The organism is Terrabacter sp. 05T424 (genome assembly GCF_056396225.1).
Map to the genome: position 1 here is coordinate 148,587 of NZ_JBFTLB010000001.1, position 15,786 is coordinate 164,372.

At 72.4% G+C, this 15,786-nt stretch carries 10 protein-coding genes; all 10 read left to right on the forward strand.

Annotated elements, in window-relative coordinates; translation table 11 throughout:
• Positions 1-100 precede the first annotated feature (100 nt).
• Positions 101-1,042 (forward strand): ABC transporter permease, encoded by a 942-nt coding sequence (locus tag AC1DE0_RS00660; protein ID WP_478096070.1) that lies wholly within the window; start codon positions 101-103, stop codon positions 1,040-1,042.
• A complete protein-coding gene (locus AC1DE0_RS00665; protein WP_478096071.1) occupies positions 1,039-3,090 on the forward strand; it encodes a dipeptide/oligopeptide/nickel ABC transporter permease/ATP-binding protein in 2,052 nt (683 codons plus the stop codon). The genes AC1DE0_RS00660 and AC1DE0_RS00665 overlap by 4 nt, the downstream gene beginning before the upstream one ends.
• Complete coding sequence (locus AC1DE0_RS00670; protein ID WP_478096072.1) at positions 3,087-4,151, forward strand: oligopeptide/dipeptide ABC transporter ATP-binding protein; 1,065 nt, start codon at positions 3,087-3,089, stop codon at positions 4,149-4,151. Before AC1DE0_RS00665 ends, AC1DE0_RS00670 begins: the two co-directional genes overlap by 4 nt.
• Before the next feature lie 25 nt (positions 4,152-4,176).
• Positions 4,177-6,831 carry a family 78 glycoside hydrolase catalytic domain gene (locus tag AC1DE0_RS00675; protein WP_478096073.1) on the forward strand — a complete coding sequence of 885 codons (2,655 nt, stop codon included), beginning with the start codon at positions 4,177-4,179 and terminating at the stop codon, positions 6,829-6,831.
• A complete protein-coding gene (locus AC1DE0_RS00680) occupies positions 6,828-9,530 on the forward strand; it encodes a glycoside hydrolase family 78 protein (protein WP_478096074.1) in 2,703 nt (900 codons plus the stop codon). Before AC1DE0_RS00675 ends, AC1DE0_RS00680 begins: the two co-directional genes overlap by 4 nt.
• A gap of 16 nt (positions 9,531-9,546) precedes the next feature.
• Positions 9,547-10,419 carry a nucleoside hydrolase gene (locus tag AC1DE0_RS00685; protein ID WP_478096075.1) on the forward strand — a complete coding sequence of 291 codons (873 nt, stop codon included), beginning with the start codon at positions 9,547-9,549 and terminating at the stop codon, positions 10,417-10,419.
• Positions 10,420-10,700: 281 nt separating this feature from the next.
• Positions 10,701-11,435: a phosphatase PAP2 family protein gene (locus AC1DE0_RS00690; RefSeq protein ID WP_478096076.1), complete on the forward strand. Its 735-nt coding sequence runs from the start codon at positions 10,701-10,703 to the stop codon at positions 11,433-11,435.
• Positions 11,436-11,472: 37 nt separating this feature from the next.
• A complete protein-coding gene (locus AC1DE0_RS00695; RefSeq protein WP_478096077.1) occupies positions 11,473-14,178 on the forward strand; it encodes a winged helix-turn-helix domain-containing protein in 2,706 nt (901 codons plus the stop codon).
• Between the two features lie 112 nt (positions 14,179-14,290).
• Positions 14,291-14,983, forward strand: a complete 693-nt coding sequence (locus AC1DE0_RS00700; protein ID WP_478096078.1) for a hypothetical protein — start codon at positions 14,291-14,293, stop codon at positions 14,981-14,983.
• Positions 14,980-15,786 carry a DUF2306 domain-containing protein gene (locus AC1DE0_RS00705; protein ID WP_478096079.1) on the forward strand — a complete coding sequence of 269 codons (807 nt, stop codon included), beginning with the start codon at positions 14,980-14,982 and terminating at the stop codon, positions 15,784-15,786. Before AC1DE0_RS00700 ends, AC1DE0_RS00705 begins: the two co-directional genes overlap by 4 nt.

The following is a 15,786-nucleotide window of genomic DNA, read 5'->3' on the forward strand; positions in this document are numbered from 1 at the left end:
GGCTGCGGCACCGTCGCAGCCACCGGCCCACGGCCACCGGGCCCTGCCCTCGGCCATCCGGCCCTCCCGGCCCATCGACAACCCAGACGAGGAACTCGAGATGTTCGCCTTTGTCTCCCGGCGGCTGGCGCTGGCCGTCCTGACGGTGCTGGCCGCCGTCCTCATCAGCTTCCTGCTGGTGCACGCCACTCCCGGCAGCCCCGGCGCCATCAAGGCCGGACCTTCCGGCACGGCCGCCCAGATCGCGCAGTACAACCACGAGCTCGGCTGGGACCTGCCCCTGTGGCGGCAGTTCGTCGACTACCTCGCGAACCTGCTCAGGCTCGACTTCGGCACGTCACTGATCGACAGCAAGGACATCGGCGCCGACCTCGCCGCCCGGCTGCCCGTCACGGCCTCGATCGCCCTGTTCGCCACCCTGCTCTCGGGCGTCGTCGGGGTCGTGCTCGGGGTCACGGCCGCTGTTCGCGGCGGCCGCTTCGGTCGACTGATCACCTCGAGCAGCGGGGTGGCGCTCTCGCTGCCGGCGTTCTGGGTCGGCATCCTGCTCGTCTACGTGCTCTCGCTCCAGCTCGGCTGGCTCCCCGCGACCGGCTACACGCGCTTCGGCGACGACCCGGTCGGCTGGCTGACGAGCCTGGCCCTGCCCGTGCTCACGCTCACCGTCGGCGGGGCGGCGATCATCGCCCGCACGGCCGGCGCCGGGATGCGTGAGGCGCTGCGGCAGGAGCACGTCCGCACCCTCCGGGCCGTGGGCACGCCCGAGTGGCGCATCCGCTACGTCCACGCCCTGCGCTACGCGAGCGTGCCCGTCGTCTCGGTGCTCGGCATCCAGTTCATCGCCCTGTTCGGCGGCTCGGTGATCATCGAGAACCTCTTCGCCCTGCCCGGCCTCGGCCAGGCCAGCCAGGCGGCCTCCAGCTCCCACGACCTCCCGGCACTCGTCGGCGTGGTCGTCATCGCCACGATCGTCGTCGTCGTGACGAACCTGCTCCTCGAGCTCGTCGTCGCGGCCCTGGACCCGAAGGTGCGCACCTCATGAGCGTCCTGCCCCTCGACGCGGCCGACGAGGTCGCCACCGAACCCGTCCCCGCGACACTGCGCCCGGCGCGCACCATGGTGCTGCGGCGGCCGGGAGCCCTGTTCGGCGTCGCCTGGCTCGTCTTCGTCGTCGTCGCCTCCTTCACTGCGACGCTGTGGCGGCCCTACGAGATCGACGCGCAGGACCTCGCCCACCGGCTCGAGGGCCCGTCCGCGGCCCACTGGCTCGGCACCGACCCCAACGGCCGCGACATCCTCAGCCGCATCTTCACCGCCGGAGCCGAGCCGCTGCTCGTCTCCACGCTCACGGTGCTGGTCGCCTTCGGCATCGGCATCCCGCTCGCCCTGATGGCGGCGCAGCGCGGCCGGCGCACCGAGCAGGTGACGAGCCGGCTGACCGAGATCGTCATGGCCCTGCCGTCGACGATCCTGCTGCTCGCCGTCATCGGCGTCGTCGGCATCAAGATCTACCTCGTCATGGCGATCCTCGGCGTGATGATCTCGGCCGTCGTGTACCGGATCATGCTCGGCGTCGCCCAGTCGGTGCGCCAGCGGCTCTACGTCGACGCGGCCCGCGTCAACGGCCTCGGCTCGCTGGCGGTCAACCTGCGGCACGTCCTCCCCGGCATGGCCACCGTCATCGCCGTGCAGGCGGCGCAGCTGTTCGGCATCGCCCTGCTCATCCAGTCCGGCCTGGCCTTCCTGGGCTTCGGACCGGCCGAGCCCGAGCCGAGCTGGGGCGTCATGATCCAGACGGCGTCACAGCACATCTACGACGCCCCGTGGCTGATGGTGCCCACCGGCCTCGTGCTCGCGCTGACGGTCGTCGCGGTCAACGAGCTGGCCGACGCGATCGCCGGCAAGGCCACCGCGGAGAAGATCGTCCCGCGGCGCAGGACGCGCGTCGTCTCGTCGTCGACGTGGCCTGCTGCGGACCCCGACGCCGTCCTGGAGGTGCGCGAGCTGTCGATCGCCGTGGACGACGGTCCGCAGCTCGTCACCCGCGTCGACTTCGCGCTGCGTCCGGGTCGGGTGCTCGGGCTCGTCGGCGAGTCCGGCTGCGGCAAGACGATGACGGCCCGCTCCCTGCTGGGCCTGCTGCCCGACGGCGTCTCGGTGTCTGGTGGGTCGATCCTGTGGCAGGGCCGCGAGCTCGTCGGTCTCATACAGCAGTTCAAGGGTGTCCGGGGCCGCGAGATCGCGATGATCTCCCAGGAGCCGATGGTCGCACTCGACCCGATGTTCTCCATCGCCTACCAGCTGACCCAGCCGATCCGCCGCTTCCGCGGGGTCGGCCGGGCCCAGGCGAAGACGATCGCCGCCGACCTGCTGCGCAGCGTCGGCATCGTCGACGCCCAGCGCGTGCTCAAGAGCTACCCGCACCAGCTGTCCGGCGGCATGGCTCAGCGCGTCTGCATCGCGCTCGCCCTGACCGGTGAGCCGAAGCTGCTCATCGCCGACGAGCCGACGACGGCGCTCGACGTCACCGTGCAGGCCGAGATCCTCTCGCTGCTGCGGGCGCTCGTACGCGACACCGGCCTTTCCGTCATCATCGTCAGCCACGACCTCGGCGTGGTCGCCGACATCTGCGATGACGTCGTGGTCATGTACGCCGGCGAGGTCGTCGAATCCGGTTCTGTCGCAGCCGTTCTGGACGACGCCGCGCATCCGTACACGATGGCCCTGCTCGGGGCCAACCCGCACGTTCCCGAGGGCGTCCCGGTGCCGCTGCGGCTGGCCTCGATCCCCGGCACCGTGCCCCCACCGGGCTCGTGGCCGACCGGGTGCCGGTTCGCGAGCCGCTGCCAGTTCGCGCAGCCGCAGTGCTCCGAGTCGTTCGCCGCTTTGCCCGGGCACGACGTCGGCCTGGTGCGGTGCGTCCGGGTCGACGAGCTGTCCCGGGCCCACGCGACCTGGGACCCCGACGACACAAGCGCCGAGACCGCGCTCGACCTGGGGGCCCTGCTGGGTGAGCGCACGACCCCCGCCACCACCCGACCGTCCTCGCCGACGTCTCCCACGTCACCGACCGCTGGGGTCTCCTCATGAGCGCCACGCATCCTGCTGCCGCGACGACCCCTCTCGACGCGGAACCCGTCGACGCGGCGGCGCCGGTCCTCGAGGTGCGCGACCTGGTCGTCCGCTACGGCTCGGGACGCAGGGGACGCGACCTGCCCCCCGCCGTCGACGGCGTGAGCTTCGACATCCGGCCCGGCGAGACGCTCGGCGTGGTGGGCGAGTCGGGCTCGGGCAAGTCCACGATCGGGAAGGCGGTCCTCGGCCTGCAGCCGCCGACCGCGGGCACCGTCAGGCTGCACGGGCACGACATCACGTCGATGTCGCTCAAGCAGCGCAGCCGGCTCGTGGCCGACCTGCGGGTCGTCTTCCAGGACCCGTACTCCTCTCTCAACCCCGCGCGCACCATCGGTCAGACGCTGGTCGAGCCGCTCCGGCTCATGGGCGTGAAGGGTGAGCAGGCCTGGGGGAAGGCGCGGGCCGGTCTCGAGTCGGTCGGGCTTCCGGGCGACGCGGTCGACCGCTACCCGTCCCAGTTCTCCGGTGGCCAGCGTCAGCGCATCGCCATCGCGAGGGCCCTCGTCTGTGACCCCAAGGTCGTCGTCCTCGACGAGCCGGTGTCGGCCCTCGACCTGTCGACGCAGGCCCAGGTGCTCAACCTTCTCGCCGACCTCCGCGACGAACGGGGCCTGGCGTTCCTGTTCATCGCCCACGACCTGGGGGTCGTCCGGTTCCTCGCCCAGCGGTCGGTCGTCCTCTACCGCGGGCAGGTCATGGAGACCGGGCCGGCCGAGACCGTCAGCTCCCGGTCACGCCACCCGTACACGGTCGCGTTGACCGCGGCCGCGCCGGTGCCACGCCCGGCCGAGCAGGCCGCGCGGCGGACTGCTCGCGAGGCTCTCGGCATCGGCTCGGCAGGGGCCGCGCAGCCCGCCACGACCGGCTGCCCATTCGCTCCGCGCTGCCCACTGGCGACGGACGTCTGCGTGACCGAGCGGCCCCCGCTCCGGCTGGTCGACAGGACGTCCGTCGCCTGTCACCACGCGGATCGCGTCCCGCAGCTCCGTGACCGCGTACCGGTGCACCACCCGTGACCGCCCCGAGCCTGGAGACGACGTCGTGAGCACCGTCCCCACCGGGCTGCGCGTGGAGCACCTCGACGCGGCACTCGGCATCCTGACGACGGCGCCCCGACTCTCGTGGAGGCTGCCCGACGGCGCCCGCCAGCAGCACGCGTACCGCATCACCGCTGACAACGGCTGGGACTCGGGATGGGTCGAGAGCGACCGGTCCCTGCTCGTGACCTACAGCGGACCGCCCCTCGTCTCGGCCCAACGGGTCGAGTGGCAGGTGGCGGTGCGAACCGATCTGGGAGAGAGCGCCACCTCGGCTGCGGCCTGGTTCGAGACCGGCCTGCTCTGGACCGATGACTGGGCGGTGTCGTGGGTCGAGCCGGGGCAGATGCCCGAAGGCGCGCCCGGCGAGCGACCGGCCGCCCTGCTGCGCTTCGAGTTCGAGGTCGACCGCCCGGTCGCCTCAGCCCGGCTGCACGCCACCGCCCAAGGTCTCTACGAGGCGTTCCTCAACGGGGCACGCGTCGGCGACGCCGAGCTGACCCCCGGCTACACGCAATACGACGAGCGATTGCAGGTGCAGACCCACGACGTGACCAGCTCGATCACGTTGGGGCGCAACGCGTTCGGCGTCGTGCTCGCCGACGGTTGGTTCCGTGGGCAGACCGGTGTGACGCGCGCCGCGGACCAGTGGGGCACCCGGCTCGCCCTCCTCGCCCAGCTGCAGCTCACCCACGACGACGGCAGTGTCACCGTCCTGGGCACCGGCGACGGCTGGCACAGCTCACTGGGCCATGTCGTCACTGCCGACCTCATCGCGGGCGAGCAGTGGGACCTCAACCGGCTGCAGCGTGACTGGACGACGCCCCGGTTCGACGACGACGGGTGGGGCGACGTCATCGTCGTCGACCACGGCTTCGGCGGTCTGGTCGACTCACCCGCACCGCCGGTGCGAGCTGTCGAGGAGATCGTGCCGGTCTCGGTGAACCGGCTTCCCGACGGCCGCCAGGTCATCGACCTCGGCCAGAACATCAACGGGTGGGTCCGGCTCCGAAACCTCGGTCCGGCCGGGACGACGACCACGCTCACGCACGGTGAACGGCTCGACAGCGACGGTGACGTCACCGTGCACAACCTCGAGCCGGACCTGCCCTTCCTGCCCCACCCCCTGCCGGCCGGGCAGGTCGACCGCGTGGTCTCCGCCGGGCAGCCGGGTGACGTCTTCGAGCCTCGCCGCACGACCCACGGCTTCCAGTACGTCCGCATCGAAGGACACCCCGACGTGCTCACCGTCGACGACGTGCGTGGCGTGTTCGTCCACACCGACATGCGGCGTACGGGCTGCTTCTCGAGCAGCGACGAACGGCTCGACGCCTTCCACGACGCGGCGGTGCGCAGCTTCCGTGGGAACGCCTGCGACATCCCGACCGACTGCCCGCACCGCGAGCGGCACGGATGGACGGGCGACTGGCAGCTCTACGTGCCGACCGCCGCCTTCCTCTACGACGTCGCCGGGCTGTCGACCAAGTGGCTGCGAGACGTTGCCGTCGCGCAGTGGCCCGACGGCACCATCGCCAACGTCAGCCCGACCCCGGGTCACGAGGGCCGCGAGGGCCCGGTCGCGTTCCTCAACGGCTCGGCCGGCTGGGGCGACGCGGCGGTCATCGTGCCGTGGGAGATCCACCGCGCCTACGGCGACGACCAGGTGCTCGCCGAGCTCTGGCCGACCATGGTCCGCTGGCTCGACCGCACCGAGCGGATGGCCCGCGAGCAGCGGCACCCGTCACGTGCAGCGCGTCGACCGGTGCCGGCACCGCACGAGCAGTTCGTCTGGGACACCGGCTTCCACTGGGGTGAGTGGCTCGAACCCGGTGACGGGCCCGCACCCATGGACCAGCTCGTCGCCGCCGACCAGGGCGACGTCGCCACCGCCTACTACGCCCACAGCGCCGACCTAATGGCGCGCATCGCCGCGGTGCTCGGCAAGGAGGACGACGCCACGCGGTACGCGGCCCTCGCTGAGCAGGTGCGCCTGGCCTGGCAGGCCGAGTACCTCGACGCGCACGGCCGGCTGACCCCGGACACCCAGGCCAACCACGTGCGGGCGCTCGCGTTCGACCTGGTTCCGGCCGACGCTCGCCGACCGGTCGCCGCCCGTCTGGTCGAGCTGATCCGCGAGGCCGACACCCACCTGGGCACCGGCTTCCTGTCGACGCCCCACCTGCTTCCGGTGCTTGCCGAGACCGGACACCTCGACGTCGCCTACGAGCTGCTCCTCCAGGACTCCGAGCCGGGCTGGCTCGTCATGGTCGACCGGGGGGCGAGCACGGTGTGGGAGCGCTGGGACGGTGTCTCGCCCGACGGAGTGGCCCACGAGTCGCTCAACCACTACTCCAAGGGCGCGGTCATCTCGTTCCTGCACCGCCACGTGGCAGGCATCGAGCTGCTCGAGCCCGCGTACCGGCGGTTCCGGGTGCACCCACGCCCGGGTGGCGGCCTCACCTGCGCCGAGGCGACGCACGAGTCGCCCTACGGGCACATCGAGTCGGCCTGGCGACGGTCCGGCGACACCTTCGAGCTGCGTGTCGTCGTCCCCGCCGGGACCGAGGCCGAGGTCGTGCTGCCTGACGGCACGACCCGCGCCGCAGGGCCCGGTCGGCACGCCTTCACCTGCACCATCGACGAGGAGACCTCCCAGTGACCACCGAAACCGCTTTTGCCGGGGCAGCCCCAGCCGGCGCGCGGACCGTCAGCGACCTCCTCGTCCAGCCCGTCACCGTCGAGCACCACCGCCGGGCGATCGGCATCGGCGAGCGCAGTCCGCGGCTCTCCTGGGTGTCGCAGACCGGCAGCGCCGACTGGCGGCAGGCCGCGTACGAGCTGGAGATCGAGCCGACCCACGGCGCGGTCTGGTCGTCGGGCCGGGTCGACACGGCGGAGTCCGTGCTCGTGCCCTGGGGTGCCCCGCCGCTGGCCAGCCGGGAGCGCCGAGCCGTACGCGTACGCGTGTGGTCCGAGGGGTCCGAGGGGTCCGCGGGGCCGTCGGCGTGGAGCGAGGACGTCGTCGTGGAGGCGGGCCTGCTGGAGCCGTCGGACTGGACGGCGCAGCTCGTCCAGCCGCTGCTGCCCGAGCCGGGGAGTGCGGGGGAGCCGGTGGCAGTGCTCCGCCGCGAGTTCGAGATCCAGCAGCCCGTGGTCCGCGCACGGCTGTACGCCACCGCGCAGGGCATCTACGAGGCGGAGCTCGACGGCAGCGTCGTCGGTGACCAGGTGCTGGCCCCCGGATGGACGAGCTACCGGCACCGGCTCCGCTACCAGACCTACGACGTCACGTCGCTGCTCGGCCCGGGCCGGCACGTATTGGGGATCACCCTGGCCGACGGCTGGTTCCGGGGCCATCTCGGCTTCACCGGGCGGCGCCACCTCTACGGCGACCGGACCGGGGCCTTCGCGCAGCTGGAGGTGGAGCACCCCGACGGGAGCCGCACGGTCGTCACGACCGACGGCTCGTGGCGGTCCGCCCTGGGCGCCGAGACCCGAGCTGACCTCTACAAGGGCGAGACCGTCGACCTCCGGCGCGACCTCACCGGCTGGTCCTCCCCGGGCTTCGACGACGAGGGGTGGACGCCGGTCGACCTCGGGTCGCTCGACGTGTCCACCCTGGTCGCGCCGACGGGGCCGCCGGTGCGACGCGTCGAAAGCCTTCCGGTGCAGCAGGTCTCCACCTCGCCCTCGGGACGGACGCTGGTGGACTTCGGCCAGAACCTCGTCGGATGGGTCCGTCTCGCGCTGCCTGACGGCCCGGCCGGCACCGAGATCACGGTCCGGCACGCGGAGGTGCTCGAGCACGGCGAGCTGGGGGTGCGGCCGCTTCGCGCCGCGGACGCGACCGACGTGGTGATCCTCGACGGGAACGGTCCGCGCAGCTGGGAGCCGCGGTTCACCTTCCACGGCTTCCGCTACGCGGAGGTGACCGGGTGGCCCGGCGAGCTCACGGCCGATGACCTGGAAGCCGTCGTCGTCCACACGGACCTGCGGCGCACCGGCACCTTCAGCTGCTCGGACCCCGACGTCGAACGCCTCCACGAGAACGTCGTGTGGGGCATGCGCGGCAACTTCGTCGACCTGCCCACCGACTGCCCGCAGCGCGACGAGCGGCTGGGCTGGACCGGTGACCTGCAGGTCTTCGCGCCCTCGGCGTCGTTCCTCTTCGACGCGTCCGGGATGCTGCAGTCCTGGCTGGCAGACCTCGCTGTCGAGCAGCTCGAGGACCACGACGGTCTCGTGCCGATGTTCGTGCCCTTCCTCGAGCTCCTGCCCTTCCCGCTGGCGGCGGACGTCGGTTGGGGCGACGCAGCCGTCGTCGTGCCGTGGGTGCTCTACGAGCGCACCGGCGACGCCGGCCTGCTTGCCGACCAGTGGGCGTCGATGACCGCCTGGATCGACGTCTTCGAGCGTCGGGCCGGCGCGGACCTCGACTTCCCGGCGGGCGGGTTCTCCTTCGGTGACTGGCTGGACACCGCCGCCCCACCCGACAACCCGGCCGCGGCCCGGACGCCGTGGCAGTGCGTCGCGGTCGCGTACCTGGCGCGCTCTGCGCGCACGGTGGCGCAGGTCGCCGAGGTGCTCGGGCGGGACGGCACCAGGTATGCCGACCTGGCGGAGCGGGCCGCGGCCCGGTTCCGGGAGGAGTACGTGACGCCCACCGGCCGGGTGGCCTTCCCGTCACAGACCGCGTACGCGCTCGCCCTGGAGTTCGACCTGCTCACGCCCCAGCAGCGTGAGCACGCCGGCAGCCTGCTGGCCGAACAGGTGCTCAAGGACGGGTTCCACATCGCGAGCGGCTTCCTCGGGACGCCGCTGGTGACCGACGCGCTCACGAACGCCGGTGGCCTCGCGTCGGCCTACGAGCTGTTGCTGCAGCGCGAGAACCCGTCGTGGCTCTACCCGGTCACCATGGGCGCCACGACCATCTGGGAGCGCTGGGACTCGATGCTCCCGGACGGCTCGATCAACCCCGGCGACATGACGTCCTTCAACCACTACGCATTCGGCGCGGTGGCGGACTGGCTGCACCGCACCGTGGCGGGCCTCGCGCCGGCCGCGCCCGGCTACCGACGGCTGCGGGTGCAACCGCGGCCCGGGCCCGGGGTGACGTCCGCCGCGGCGACGCACGAGACGCCCTACGGCACCGCCGCCGTCGCGTGGACGCTGTCGGGCGGGACGGCGTTCACGCTCGACGTCACGGTCCCGCCGAACACGACGGCGCAGATCGTGCTGCCCGACGGCAGCGCGCCCGTCGAGGTCGGCTCCGGGCGGCACTCCTTCACCGCGACCATCGACGAGCCGGTGCCGGCGCCGAAGCCGGCGCTCTTCTTCAGTGCCGACGAAATCCACTGAGCAGGAAGGTCCCCCGATGAGCCTGTCCGCGCTCCCGGTGCGTCCCCGCTGCCGGGTCATCGTCGACAACGACTGGTCCGGTGACCCGGACGGGCTCCTCGCCCTCGCCCACCATCTGTTGTCGCCCTCGAACCGGGTCGTCGCGGTGACCAGCTCGTTCCTGTCCCCGCACTTCGGTTCGCCGGTGAGCAAGGCGGCCGACGGGGCCGCCCTCGCCGCTCGTCTCGTCGAGGAGGTGGGCCTCGAGGATCCGCCGATCGTGGCCGCGGGGTGCGAGTCGCCTTTCGACCCAACGCCTTCCGATGGGGAGGCGTCCGCCGCCGTGAGCGCCATCACCGCGGAGGCGCACCGCGACGACCACCTGCCGCTCCACCTGGTGTGCGGAGGCCCGCTGACCAACGTGGCAGCTGCGGTACGCCTGGACCCGGCCATCGCCGACAGGCTGAGGCTGGTCTGGGTGGGAGGCGCCCTCGACCCGGCCACGCCGGAGTACAACCGGGACACCGACGCGGAGGCTGCGGCATACGTCCTCGGCCTGCCCGACCTGGAGACCACCCTGGTCCCGGTCGAGGCGTACCGGCAGTGCGCCGTCTCCGTCGCGGAGCTCGAGCACGGGCTGTGCTCGAGCGGTGCGCTCGGTCGGTGGCTCTTCGAGCGGTTCACCTCACTGCACCTCCCCGACGCCATCGAGCTGGGCGAGGTGTGGCCGATCGGTGACAGCCCGCCGATCCTGCTCACGGCGCTGTCCACCCAGTCCTCGCGCTCGGAGGTTCGAACAGTCCCCGGCACGCAGACCACCCGCCGCGTCCTCACCGAGGTCGACACCCGACTGATCTGGGGCGACCTGCTCGCGAAGCTGTCCCTGCACGAGATGAAAAGGCTGTCATGATCCGCCGCCTCGATCGTCTTAGGAAGTGACGGCGCACTGACAAGGGGCGTCGTCACATCGGACGACCGGTACTCGTGGAGGGGTGCCTGAGTCCAAGCCCGCCCTCGGGCGGGCACAAGACCAGCCCCCGCTCGCCGCAGTGCGAGCGGGGGCTGGTTCCTGCCGCGTGAGGTGGCCCGGCCACAGGCGCTGTTTGACCGCACTGCCCTGCGGGCATGTTTCCTCCAAGGTCTCGATCCAAGGCCGGAGAGGCGCCCGATGTCCAGAATGCGATGCCAGAAATGTTGAGCCGTGCGACGACCCGCTACGGAGCCCGGAAAGTCCTCGTGGCCAGCGCGCTGCTGCTGGCTGTGGTGCCGTTCGCGATGCTGCTGCTCCTCGTCGAGGACAACTGGGGCCCGCTGGACGCTGCCGACTTCGCGGCCCGTGACCGGCTTCACGAGTACGCGCTGACCCACCCGGTGTTCGTGGCCGTCATGCGCACCGCCAGCGACATCGGGTCCGCGCTGGCGTGGCAGATCGTCACGGTTCTCCTCGTCATCTGGCTGCTGTGGCGCCGCCTCTGGCGTCTGGCCGTGTTCGTCGTCGTCACCATCGCGGGCTCGTCGCTGCTCAACTCCCTCGTGAAGGCGGCCGTGCACCGCACCCGGCCCGTCGTGAGCCAGCCGTTCGTCCACGAGCCCGGCGCCAGCTTCCCGAGCGGTCATTCCCAGGCTGCCGTCGTCGGGTTCGGTGTGCTGCTCCTCCTGTTCCTTCCCGTGCTGAGGGGCTACTGGCGACAGATCGCGTGCGCCGTGGCCGTCGTCATGGTGCTGCTCATCGGCTTCTCCCGGGTGGCGCTCGCCGCGCACTTCATCAGTGACGTCGTCGCCGGTTTCGTCCTCGGTGCAGCATGGCTCGCCGCCATGACGGCGGTGTTCAACGCCTGGAACGTGATGTCAGGTGACGCGCCGGTGCGGCCGGCCGATGGCCTCGCGCCCGACCACGGGCCCTCAGCCCGGACCTCCGGGCGATAACGCTGCGTGGCGTCGGACGACTACCTATGCTCGGATTGTGGCCCTGCTCGGGACGAAGCTCCACATGCCCGTCACGCGCTCGAACCTCGTCCCGCGTCCACGCCTGAGCGACCGGATGACGGTCGGCTCACTGCCGCGCGTCGTGCTGGTCTCGGCCCCGGCGGGCTTCGGCAAGACGACCCTGTTGGCCCAGTGGCTGACCCCCGCCTCGGTCACCGGACGACGCGTCGCCTGGGTCTCGCTCGACGACGGCGACAACGACCCGGCCCGACTGCTCGAGCACGTCGTCGCTGCGCTCGCCTCCGTGGAGGACCTCCCGGAGGCGGTCCGGCTGATGGCCGACGGTGGCGCCCCGCCGGCGCAAGCCGTGCTCACCAGCGTCGTCAACGACCTGGACCTCCACGCGGGCGCCACCGTGTTGGCCCTCGACGACTACCACGTCATCGACGCCGCGGACGCCCACGCCGTCGTGGCGTTCCTGCTCGAGCACGCACCGCCCCGCCTCACCATCGCCATCGCCACCCGTGCCGACCCGCCCCTGCCGCTGCCACGGCTGCGCGCCCGGGGCGAGCTGCTGGAGCTGCGGGCCGCCGACCTCCGGTTCACCGCCGAGGAGACCTCGTCGTTCCTCGGCGGCGTGATGGGCCTGTCGCTGACCGCCCGCGACGTGGAGGCCCTGGCCGCCCGCACCGAGGGATGGGCCGTCGGTCTGCAGCTTGCCGGCCTTTCGCTGCAAGGGATTCCGGACAGCAGTGGTTCCGTCGAGGCCTTCGCCGGAACCAACCGGTTCATCCTCGACTACCTCGTCGAGGAGGTCCTGCGTCTCCAACCCGACGACGTGCGACAGTTCCTCCTCGAGACCTCCGTGCTCCAGGAGCTGACCGGACCCCTGACCGACGCGCTGACCGGCCGACAGGACGGCCGCACGATGCTGGAGTCGCTCGACCGGGCCAACCTGTTCGTCGTCTCCCTCGACGACCAGCGGGTATGGTTCCGCTACCACCACCTGTTCGCCGAGGTCCTCCGCTCACGACTGGTCGCCGAGCAGCCCGACCGCGCCGCCCTGCTCCACCACGCGGCCAGTCGCTGGTACGCCGACCACGAGCGTCCCCATGAGGCGGTGCAACACGCGCTGGTCTCGGACGACCCCGACCATGCCGCGGACGTCGTCCAGTGGGCGCTGCCCGACCTTCGGCGTGAACGCCGCCACGACCGCCTCATCCGTGACTGGCTGACCGCACTGCCCGACGAGGCGGTGCGGCCGCGTGCGTTCCTGGCTGCCTACCGGGCGTGGACGTGTCTCGTCGAGGGCAACCTCGCCGGTGTCGACACCTGGCTCGCCCATGCCGACGCAGCCCTGTCGGCGCACCCTCCCGTGCCCGCGGAGGATGCCTCGGCCGCCACCCGGGAGGAGCTGCGTACGCTTCCGGCCACCATCGCGGTCTTCCGCGCCTCTGCCGCTCAGGCCAGAGGCGACACCGACGCCTCCCGACGGCACGCACGTCGGGCGCTGGCCCAGCTCGGGCCGGACGACCACATGGCGCGCGGCGGGGCAGCTGGCTTCCTGGGCATGGCCGCGTGGGCCCGCGGTGACCTCGACGAAGCCGTGACCACGTTCGCAGCCGCACTGCGCTCCCTGGGCGCCGCCGGCGACGTCGCCGACGAGCTCGGGGGCACCGTCCCTCTGGGCAGCATGTGGACGGCACGTGGCCGCCCGGACGAGGCCCGGCGCCTGTTCGAGAAGGCACTCGCGACCGCGCAGGAGCACCCCGGCGCCGCCCTCGCCTCGCTCGGGGACCTGCACGTCGGCCTGGCCGACGTGCTCGTCGAGCAGGGCGACCTCGTGCGTGCCGCCGAGCACCTGGCCGCCGCATCAGCGCTGGGTGACTCCGCCTCGCTGATGGAGAACCGTCACCGGTGGGCCGTGGCTGCCGCGCGGCTGCGGCTGGCGCAGGGAGACCCCGACGGGGCGCTGCGCCTGCTCGGGGAGGCCTCGGACGCGTACGCCCCGGGTTTCTCTCCCGACGTCCGGCCCCTCCCGGCGCTGCGGGCACGCATCCACATCACGCAGGGACGGTTGGCGGACGCGCGGGAGTGGGCCGTCGCCGTCCGCGTCGCCCGTGAGGCGAGCGGTGGGTACCTCGACGAGTTCAACCAGCTCACCCACGTGCGCCTGCTGATCGCCGAGCACCGCGCACGCCCCGGGGCCTCGAACCTCGACGAGGTGGTGGCACGCCTGACCGCCATCGAGGGCGAGGCGCTCGCCGGCGGTCGCGGAGCCGGCGTCGTCGACGTCCACGTGCAGCGCGCTCTCGCGCACGATGCGCTCGGCGAGCGTGCCGCTGCCATCGCCGAGCTGGCCGCCGGCCTGAGCCTCGGCGTTCCAGCCGGGTTCGTGCGCCTCTTCCTCGACGAGGGGCCGCCGCTCGACCGCCTGCTCCTCGCGGCGGAGCGCCACCCCGCGGCAGGCGAGCACGCGCGGGCCCTCCGGCGCGCCACCCACCGACCGGGCCCAGCCGCCCCCGCGGCAACGAACGACGGCGTCCCCGCGGACGCGCTCAGCGAGAGGGAGCTCGAGGTGCTGCGCCTGCTCGCGACGACGCTGACCGGTCCGGACATCGCCCGGGAGCTCTACGTGTCGGTCAACACGCTGCACACCCACACCAGGCACATCTTCACCAAGCTCGACGTCAACACCCGCCGCGCTGCCGTCGAGCGAGCTCGCGAGCTCGGCCACCTCTGACGCGAGTCACCCACCGGATCACCACCGATGGTGATTCGCCGTCACCCCGCCGGTTCCTACCGTCAGGACATCCCGGCAAGCCCGCCGGGGCACCGAGCAGGAGGAACCCGCCATGAACGTCACCACCGCCCGCCTCGGCCAGGCCGCCGGCATCGCCACGGCCGTCGCCGGAGCCATCTTCGTCGCCGTCCAGGTCAACCACCCTGAGATGACCGTCGAGTCCGCAACGACCGCCGACTGGGTCGTCCGCAACGCTGCCAAGACCGTCATGTCCGCCCTCGCGCTGGTGGGCATCGCCGGCATGTACCTGCGCCAGCGGGCCAAGGTCGGTGTCGTCGGCCTTCTCGGGGCCCTCTTCCTGTCCGTCGGCTACCTCTTGATGTTCAGCAGCACCTTCCTGGCCGCCTTCGCCCTACCGACGACGGCGCACACGGACCCGGGCTGGACCAACGACGTCATCCAGGCCGCCTTCCACGGCAAGGCCACTGGCGACATCGGGGCCCTGACGACGGTCTTCGCCGTGACCGGCGTGGCCTACGTCCTCGGGGGTCTCCTGTTCGGCATCGCCACCTTCCGGGCCGGCATCCTGAACCGTTGGGGCGCCGCACTGCTCGCCGTCGGGAACGTGTCCACCGCGGCCCTCGCCTTCTTGCCGCAGTCGTTCAACCGGCCTCTGGCCGTCCCCACCGGGATCGCGCTCATCGTCCTTGGGGCGTCCCTGTGGCGTGACCAGCGCGCCAGCACCACCTCGTCCCTCCCTGCCGCCTCCACAGCGCAGGCCGGGCCTGCGGTGTCGGTCCGATGACCACCCGGCAGCGGGGGTGGCGCATCCCGGTCGCACTGGTGGCCCTGTCGGCCATCCCGCTCGTGGCCGGCACCGCGAGGCTCGTCGAGCTCGCCGGAGGCCCTCGGCTCATCCCCTCCGACCCGCGGTTCACCGCCTCCCCGCTGCCTGTCATCGTCCACATCGTCGGTGCCGCCGTCTACGCACTCCTCGGCGCCGTCCAGTTCGTCCCCGCCGTCCGCCGGCGGCACCCGTCCTGGCACCGCCGGGCGGGCCGGGTCATCGTCGCTGCAGGCGCCGCCGTGGCGGGGTCGGCGCTCTGGATGACGCTCGTCCTCCCGCCCGAGCCCGGGAGCGGCCCCCTGCTGTTCGCCCTGCGGCTGGTGTTCGGCCCGGCCATGGTCGCCGGCCTCGTCCTCGGCGTGACATTCATCCGCCGCGGCGACGTCCGCGCCCACCGGGCCTGGATGACCCGCACGTACGCGATCGCTCTCGGCGCCGGAACCCAGGTGTTCACGGAGGGTATCGGCGGCGCGATCCTCGGGCACAGCGTCCTCGCCCTCGACGCCTCACGGGGAGCGGCCTGGGTGCTCAACCTCGCGGTCGCCGAGTGGGCCATCCGGCGCACCACGCCCCACCGCGTACGCCGCGGTCGTCGCAGCCGTCGCTCGTCGGCCGTGCTCGTCCTCACGACAAGGCACACTGCAGGCACAGGCGGCAGCGACGAGGGGGACAGGGGCGCGACCCATCATCGTCGTGAGGGCCTCACCGCGGACGCCGGGCAACAGACCCGGCGCCCTTGGCCCCCAGTCCATTCAAGGTGA

Bases quoted from the DNA above. Each gene is read 5' to 3' on its own strand.
- AC1DE0_RS00700 (WP_478096078.1), top strand. From the start codon at position 14,291: ATGAACGTCACCACCGCCCGCCTCGGCCAGGCCGCCGGCATCGCCACG.
- AC1DE0_RS00665 (WP_478096071.1), top strand. From the start codon at position 1,039: ATGAGCGTCCTGCCCCTCGACGCGGCCGACGAGGTCGCCACCGAACCC.
- AC1DE0_RS00690 (WP_478096076.1), top strand. From the start codon at position 10,701: ATGTTGAGCCGTGCGACGACCCGCTACGGAGCCCGGAAAGTCCTCGTG.
- AC1DE0_RS00685 (WP_478096075.1), top strand. From the start codon at position 9,547: ATGAGCCTGTCCGCGCTCCCGGTGCGTCCCCGCTGCCGGGTCATCGTC.
- AC1DE0_RS00705 (WP_478096079.1), top strand. From the start codon at position 14,980: ATGACCACCCGGCAGCGGGGGTGGCGCATCCCGGTCGCACTGGTGGCC.
- AC1DE0_RS00660 (WP_478096070.1), top strand. From the start codon at position 101: ATGTTCGCCTTTGTCTCCCGGCGGCTGGCGCTGGCCGTCCTGACGGTG.
- AC1DE0_RS00670 (WP_478096072.1), top strand. From the start codon at position 3,087: ATGAGCGCCACGCATCCTGCTGCCGCGACGACCCCTCTCGACGCGGAA.